6 protein-coding genes and 1 pseudogene are annotated in these 7,202 nt (G+C 73.1%); all 7 read right to left on the bottom strand.

Annotated features, from left to right (window positions below; translation table 11 throughout):
• Positions 1-624: 624 nt before the first annotated feature.
• The gene (locus ADK54_RS08820; RefSeq protein ID WP_053724993.1) at positions 625-1,191 is read right to left on the bottom strand and encodes a phage tail protein; all 567 of its coding nucleotides are present in this window, start codon (positions 1,189-1,191) and stop codon (positions 625-627) included.
• Positions 1,188-3,134, bottom strand: a complete 1,947-nt coding sequence (locus tag ADK54_RS08815; protein WP_053724992.1) for a putative baseplate assembly protein — start codon at positions 3,132-3,134, stop codon at positions 1,188-1,190. The genes ADK54_RS08820 and ADK54_RS08815 overlap by 4 nt, the downstream gene beginning before the upstream one ends.
• Positions 3,134-3,574: a GPW/gp25 family protein gene (locus tag ADK54_RS08810; RefSeq protein ID WP_053724991.1), complete on the bottom strand. Its 441-nt coding sequence runs from the start codon at positions 3,572-3,574 to the stop codon at positions 3,134-3,136. The genes ADK54_RS08815 and ADK54_RS08810 overlap by 1 nt, the downstream gene beginning before the upstream one ends.
• A 10-nt stretch (positions 3,575-3,584) precedes the next feature.
• Positions 3,585-5,513, bottom strand: coding sequence for a VgrG-related protein (locus ADK54_RS08805; protein ID WP_053724990.1), 1,929 nt, complete (start codon positions 5,511-5,513; stop codon positions 3,585-3,587).
• Complete coding sequence (locus ADK54_RS08800; RefSeq protein WP_053724989.1) at positions 5,510-6,232, bottom strand: LysM peptidoglycan-binding domain-containing protein; 723 nt, start codon at positions 6,230-6,232, stop codon at positions 5,510-5,512. Before ADK54_RS08800 ends, ADK54_RS08805 begins: the two co-directional genes overlap by 4 nt.
• A gap of 2 nt (positions 6,233-6,234) precedes the next feature.
• A complete protein-coding gene (locus ADK54_RS08795; RefSeq protein WP_053724988.1) occupies positions 6,235-6,672 on the bottom strand; it encodes a phage tail protein in 438 nt (145 codons plus the stop codon).
• Positions 6,673-6,732: 60 nt separating this feature from the next.
• Positions 6,733-7,202, bottom strand: a pseudogene (locus ADK54_RS08790) (hypothetical protein); the annotation flags it as partial.

Raw genomic sequence — 7,202 nt, 5'->3', positions numbered from 1 at the left:
GGCGGGGCACGGCGCGCCGTTTTCCGGGGCGGGGGGGGGGGTTGCCGTCCTCACCCGGGGACGGGCTGCTTCCGGGCGGCCGGGGGGGGCCGATCCCGGGGCCTCGGGGGGCTGGGCTGCGCTTGGTTCCTGTACGGGTACGAGGAGGGCCCTGGCGGCGTCTGCGGCTGAGGTTGGCCGTACCTCGGGGAAGGGGGTGGTGTCGCCCGGGGTGTCCGCGTTGTCCGCCACGGCGGGGATGGGGGTCGTTACGGCTTCCGGGGCCGTGGCCGGGGCGGGGTTCGCGTCCGGTGCGGCCGGGTCGGGCGCGGTGTCCGGGGTTCCGGCGGCGGGGGGTTCCTCCTGCGCGGATGCGCCGGCAGCGGGGGCGTCAGCTGAGGGAGCTGAGCTCGGTGCGGCATCCCCCGACGGCTTCGACGCACCCCGGGGCGCATCCCCCGACGGGGTTGAAGCGGGCGGGGTCGCATCCCCCGAAGGGGGCTGGTCCGCTGACGGGGTTGGTGGGGGCGTCGGGGCGGTCCAGCGGAGGAAGGCTCCGCAGGAGTCGCAGAACGATTGGCCCGTGGCGCGGGCCGGGGTGCCGCAGTCGGGGCAGGGGACCATGGCCGGGGTGGACATGAAAGGTCAGTTCCCTTCGTGGGTAAGGGTTTTCGCGGATACCTCGGCCGTGAAAGGGAGGTGGGCGGGGCGGGCCGCCGCCACCACCGCCTGGAGGCGGTGAGGGTCGACGGAGGATGGGTCCGAGACTCGGAGGGTGACCCGGAGGGAGGATCTCGGGGTGCCGGGGAACGGGCCCAGTGGGCGGGCCGACCAGGTCGCTCCGCCGCTCTCGGTGATCTCGGGGCGTACCCCGAAGGCCAGTTGGACCGCCCGCGACAGGCCCTGGGCCGTGCCCCGGACCCGGTGCAGGGACACCGCTGTCGCCACGGCATGGCGCCGGATCTCCAGCGGCTCCGTGCCGTCGAGCTCCGTGCCGACCCAGCCCGTCAGCCAGTCCACGAAGTCCTCGGGGGCCAGCGCCGGGTCGAAGTACGCCTCCAGGCAGTCCAGGACGTTGAACAGCGGGGCCAGGACCACGTCCAGGCCCTCGACGAAACGCTGGGCGAAGTCGTCGTCCGCGTACACCGCGGGCAGCTCGCCGCCCAGCGGGTGCGACGAGCCGAGCCCCTCCACCGATCCCCGCGCGCTCATCGCGCCTCGATCACGCGCACGCGGTGGTCGAAGGGGAAGAGGAGTGCCGAGGGGGAGAGTTCGATGCGGTCCGTCGCGTCGCCCCGGCGGCCGGTCAGGGGGTCCGCCGGGTGGAGCAGCACCTCGTCCACCAGCTCCACGCCCGGCACGCGCTGCAGCGCCGCGAAGATCTCGCCCGCCCGCAGCGGGCGGCCGAACGGCCAGCCCGTGCCGTGGGCGCCGCCGGTCAGCGGGTCCAGGTAGGAGTACAGGGCGTTCAACGCCTCGTCGCGTACGTGGTCCGCCTTCGCCGCGCGGAACGCGTGCAGGGTGGCCACTACGGTCACGCCTTGGTAGAACGGCGGGCCCACCGCCAGGCGGGTGCCCAGCGGGCGGCGGTCGTCGAGGAAGGTCGTCACGCGGCCCAACAGCTCGTCGCCGGGCACCAGTTGCTCGAAGCGCAGGCGTCCGCCGCGGTCGGGTACGGCCTGCGGCACGACCAGGACGCGCACCGCGTTGTCGCCCGACTCGGCCGCGTCCGCCGCCAGGCACGCGATGCGGGCGGTCTCGGGGGCGGCCCGGCGGGCCAGCTCCTCGTAGTCGCGGGCGGTCACCGCGCGCTCCTGGGCGCGCAGCGCGATCGGGGCCCGCGTCTTGGCCTCCTCGACGGTCTCGCCGTCGACGCCGCCGCGCGCCGCCTCCCGGTTCTCCACGCGGGAGATGTACGGAATGGAGCTGCGCAGGACCTGGATGGAACCCCGGGCGACGTTGCCGGAGCGGCCGCCGCCGGTGCCGTAACGGGAGGCGCGGATGGCCGCGCCCTTGATCGGGACGGCGCCGAACTGCCGTACCGTGCCGTCCGGTTGGCGTACCGAGGGGCCGAAGGCGATCTCGCCCGTCGCCGCGTCCAGGGTGAAGTGCCGGTCGAAGGGGCCGGACGAGGCGAAGTCGCCCACCAGCTCCCACTCCTCCCAGCCCTCGCCCGCCGAGATCTCCAGGTGCACGCCGCCGACGACCGGCGCGTTCGCCAGCATCAGCCGCTGGCCCGGGACGCCCTCGGAGTCGCCGAGGGACTCGTCCCGTACGGTCTCGGCGTGCGCGACCCGGGTGGTGCCGCCGATGGTGAACGCGGAGGCGCTGCGCACGGTCGGCGAGACGCTGTAGAACGGCTGGCCCGGGGCGGCCTCGACGACGCGGCAGCGCAGCCAGCCCGCGTCCAGGCGGCCCATCCGGGACACCGCGTGCGCGGCCGGCATGTGCAGGACGACCTCGCCGGGGCGGTTGAGACCACCCGTGCTGTCCTCGGCGACCTCGCACTCGGTCCAGCCGTCGGCCGTCCACGCCTCCCACACCAGGGGCGGCTGGCGCGGGTCGACGCCGACACCGTCGACGCGGCTCTCCATGCGCACCGCGGCCGTGCAGTTGGGCAGGGCCGCCGACAGGCCGAAGAGCAGCACGTCGCCGGGGAGCGGGCTCTGGCTGAACACCGAGACGTCGGTGCCGCCGAGCACGTCCTGCGAGCAGTCCTTGGGCGCGGAGCCGGTGGGCTGGCGCAGTACGTAACTGAGGCTGCACGGCACGATCGTCAGATCGTCCTCGGTCGCGAAGACCACCGCCTCCTCGGTCTCGGTGCGGCCGGTGGCGACCTCGGTGCCCCGGGGCAGCAGGACCGGCTCCGACTGCGGCGCGGACAGCCAGAACGTCACCGCCGCTCTGGCCGCCGACGGCGGGAACAGGGTCACGCCCAGCAGGTCGAGGAAGGCGAGCTGGTTCTTCTCGGGGACCCGGTTGAGCCGGTACACCAGCTGGTCGGCCATGTGCGCGACGGCTTCGATGAGGGTGACACCCGGGTCGGAGACGTTGTGGTCGCTCCACTCGGGGCAGCGCTGCTGGATGTAGCGCTTGGCGTCGTCGACGAACTGCTGGAAGCGGCGGTCGTCGAGATGGGGTGCGGGCAGGGCCATCAGTGTCGTTCGCTTTCGCCGGCCGTCGGGCCTGGCTGGTCGCCGCCCTCGGAGGGAATCACATAGAAGGGGAAGACGAGGCTGCGCGGGTTGTTGGTGCCGCGCACCGAGTACCGCACGTCGATGTGCAGCACGGTCGGCTCGTCGGGCGCCGGGGTCACCGTGACCTCCTCGACCTCGATCCTGGGCTCCCAGCGGTCGAGCGAGGTGCGCACCTCGTAGCGGATGCGCCCGGCGGTGGCGTCGTTGACGGGCGCGAACACCAGGTCGTGCACCGCGCAGCCGAACTCGGGGCGCATGGGTCGTTCGCCCGGCGCGGTGGCGAGCACCAGGCGCATGGACTCCTCGATCTCGCGGTCGCGCCGGGCAAGGGCGATGCCGCCGCCCGGATCGGTGCGCATCGGGAACGCCCAGCCGGCCCCGACGAAGTGTTCGCTCATCTCAACTCTCCTAGATGATCGGCATGCCGTTGGACAGCGGGGCCGGAGACGTCAGCTCGATGGCGGCCGCTCCGCTGATGGCGACGGTGGCCGCGGTGATGCTGGCGTTGGCGATCGCCGTGATGGCCGCCTCGCCGGCCGCGTTCAGCGACACCGCGCCTCCCGCGACGACGGACGCCTCGCCGCCGGCCTTCACGTCGAAGGCGAGGCCCGCCTTGACGTTGACGGCCATGCCCGCGTCGATCTCGATGCCGGCGCCCGCCTTCATGCTCAGCAGGCCGCCGGCCTTGAGGGACAGGTTGCCGCCCGCCTCGATGTCGACGCTGCGCGTCCCCTTGATCTCGACGCTGCCGTCGCTGCTGATGGTGAGGGAGGTGCGGGCCTCGTTCAGCTGGATGTGCAGCCTGCCCTTGCCGGTGCGCAGCCGGATGCCGCTGGACAGCCGGGCCGCCCCGCCCTCTTCGAGCAGCTCGACGGTGTGGCCGCTGCGGGCGGTCAGGGAACGCCAGTTGATCTGCCCGCTGGTCGGGTCGACGACGGGGATGTTGTCTGGCTCGCGGGTGTGCTTGTCGATGCCGTTGTAGAGCCCGGCGATGACGTACGGGTGCTCCAGGGAGCCCCGGTCGAAGGCGCAGAGCACCTCGTCGTTGACGTCGGGAAGGAGCAGCCCGCCGCCGCCCTTGCCGCCGAACTGGGCGACCCGGCACCAGTCGCTCTCGTACGTCTCGGACAGCCACGGGAAGCGCAGCCGGACCCGGCCGAGCCGCAGCGGGTCCTTGGTGTTGGTGACCAGGGCGACCGCGACGCCCGGCATCGGGGGCGCCTGGTCGGTGCCGCCCGCGGCGAGCCCGTACAGCGAACGGAACTGGCGGCCAGAGACGTTCAGCCACGTCGTGTACTGCTCGCCGGACGCGAAGACATGACGGACGCCGGTGGCCGTGTACTTGCCCTCGAAGGGGAAACCGGCACCCTTCACGGCGATGGGGGTGCCGGGCTTGAGGTCGGGGTTGCCGGTGACGGCGACCTCAAGCTCGGCGAACGCGCCGGTGACGTCGTCGGCCAGTGCCTTCGCGGCGTGGGTGACCTCGGACAGCGTGGTGTACGGGATCTGCGTGGCGGTCAGCTCGGCCGCGCCGAAGGGCGTGGTCACCGTGGCCGGGGTGATGTCGGCGACGATGTCCTTGCTGGTGACGGCCGGTGCGGGCGCGGCGAGCTGGCGCTTGGTGCGCATGTCCCAGCCGCGCACGTTGACCTTCTTGACCTGCCCGGCCGACGTCATCGCGATCCGGCTGTGCAGGGTGTTCGTGCCGAAGTCGAGGACGTACGGGCTCTGGGCCGCCGGGGTCGTGTCGGACGGCGCGCCGGAGGCGGGCTTCAGCTCGGCGAAGTTGAGCTTGCCCATGTTGTCGAAGGACAGCCGGACGTCGTTCTCGGCGGCCAGACGGGACAGGAAGTCCCAGTCGGTGATGTTGGGCTGGGTCGCCAGGTCGTACACCGTGGGCGTCGAGTCGACCTTGCCGAGCGCGAGGCCGTTGAGCCCGGCGATGCGGCGCACGATGTCGGACGCGGTCATGCTCGGGTAGCCGGCGACGCGGCGGTTGCGCAGCAGCCGGTGGCCGGGGTCGTAGCCGCGCACGACGAGCTGGCGGCCGGTGCCGGGCTCGGCGTCGACCTCCAGGGCGGTGACCTCGCCGGTCAGCATCGGGTCGCCGCGCCGGCTGTCGGTGAACGGGCTGAGCACCACCTTCGCGCCGATCTTCAGCATCGGGTACTTGGTGGTGACGACGCCGTCCTTGTCGCTGAAGGTCAGCTGGAAGGCGGAGGGCACGTTGACGGAGGCGTCCACCCAGCCCTCGATGAGGCGCACGGCCAGCGGGTCGGGAAGGACCGCCCCGTCGATCTGGACGTGCAGGACGGTGGTGAAGGTCTTCTCGCTCACGCGGCACTCTCCGAGGAAGCGGGCAGGAGCAGCTCGGTGCCGGGGCGCAGCCGCATCGGGTCGTCGATCTCGTTGGCCTCGGCGATCACCCGCCAGCGCGTGGCGTCGCCGTACTCGCGCCAGGCGAGCGAGGCCAGGGTGTCCCCGGCGACCGTACGGTGCACCCGGCGCGCCTCCAGGGCGCCCGAGGTCGGGTTCTGGCCCTTGGTTGGGGTCGCGACCTCGGTCAGCGAGAGGTTGCAAGTGGCGCGCAGGGGCATGCCGTTGGGGCTGAACAGGGTGTAGTTGGCGTTCACGCTCGTGACGTACGCCGTGAACTCGACGGTCGAGAAGGAGCCCCAGCTGAACTTCACGAACGGCGGTGAGGGCGCCTTGGAGGCCACGCTCTGCGGGGTGACCTCGCAGCACGAGAGCAGCAGGTCGACCTGCTTCTGCACGGTGTTGGAGCTGGGCGTGCCCGACGCGTCGAGGAACACCTCCAGCTGGAGCGCCGCGGGCTGCGCGCCGGTGAACTTGGCGGGTGCGCCCCGGGTGTAGGCGATCGCCGGCATGACGACCCAGCTGGAGGACCGGCCGAGCTGCACCTGCGACGGGTTGAACTGGAACTTGACCTCGCCCATGAGCCCGCCCACCGCACCACCGAGGTCGGTGGGCGGCTGGTGGATGGCGAGGGTGGCGCGGGACAGACCCGCGGCCTTTCCTCCGGTCGGAGCGGCCATGCTCACGCACCCCCTGCGTCGGTGAAGCCGTGGTGGGCGATCTCCAGCGTCTCGGTGGCCACGCTCGGACTCGCCGGGTCGAGGCTCGGGCCCGTCCAGCGCACCGGAAGCACCTCGATGAGGCCCCACTGCGCGACGATCGAGCCGTCGGCGCGCAGCGCCGCGATCTGCGCGGTGGGCCGGGTGATGCCGGAGGCGAGCGAGGAGATCCAGGACGCCACCTTGGAGGTGTCGGCGGTCAGCGGGCGGGTCAGCCGGATCGTGGAGAACGTGACCCGGGTGGGCAGCTGCCACACGAACCCGTTGTTGCCGCCCTCCTGGCGCTGCTCCACCTCGACCTCGGACGCGAGACCGTCGCAGCCGTTGAACAGGCCGAGGTTCTGGCCGTCGATGGTCAGCTTGAAGAAGACGGTGGAGCCGGGGTCAAGGGTGGAGGGCATGGGGTGGTCTTCCGTCGGTAGGAGCTTGTGCGGGCGTGGTTACGGGCGTGTGGTGGCGGGTCAGCGGTCGCGCAGGCGGCCGATCCGTTCGCGGTCCCCGCGCAGCTCGGCGCGGAGCAGGCGCGAGAGCGGGGCGACCAGACGGCGGGCCAGCGCGTCGATGTCGGGGGCCTGTTCGTTGGCCCCCGTCGCCGACTGCGGGGCGGTGGCCGGTGCGGGCGCCGTGGCGGGTGGGGGCTGTGTGGCGGCATTCCGTTGCACGGGGGGCGCGGGCTGCCGTTGTACGGAGTGCTGCGCGGCCGGGGCGGAAGTCGGGGGCGGGGGCGGGCTGCTGCGCCGCACGGGAATGACGGGCGGCGGGGTCGGCTCCGCGGCCCGCTGTACGGAGGGTTGCGCCATGCCGCGGGGTGCCGCGGGGCGGTGCAGGGGGACGACGACCTGGCGGGTGTCGCCGGCCGTGGGGGCCGCCTGCTTGAGCGGGGCGGGTGCGTGGGCGGCGGCGGGGCCGGGAGTGCCGACCGTGCCGGCCG

This window comes from Streptomyces sp. WM6378, from assembly GCF_001279695.1.
GTDB lineage: Bacteria > Actinomycetota > Actinomycetes > Streptomycetales > Streptomycetaceae > Streptomyces.
This window is presented reverse-complemented; position numbering and strand designations above follow the sequence as displayed.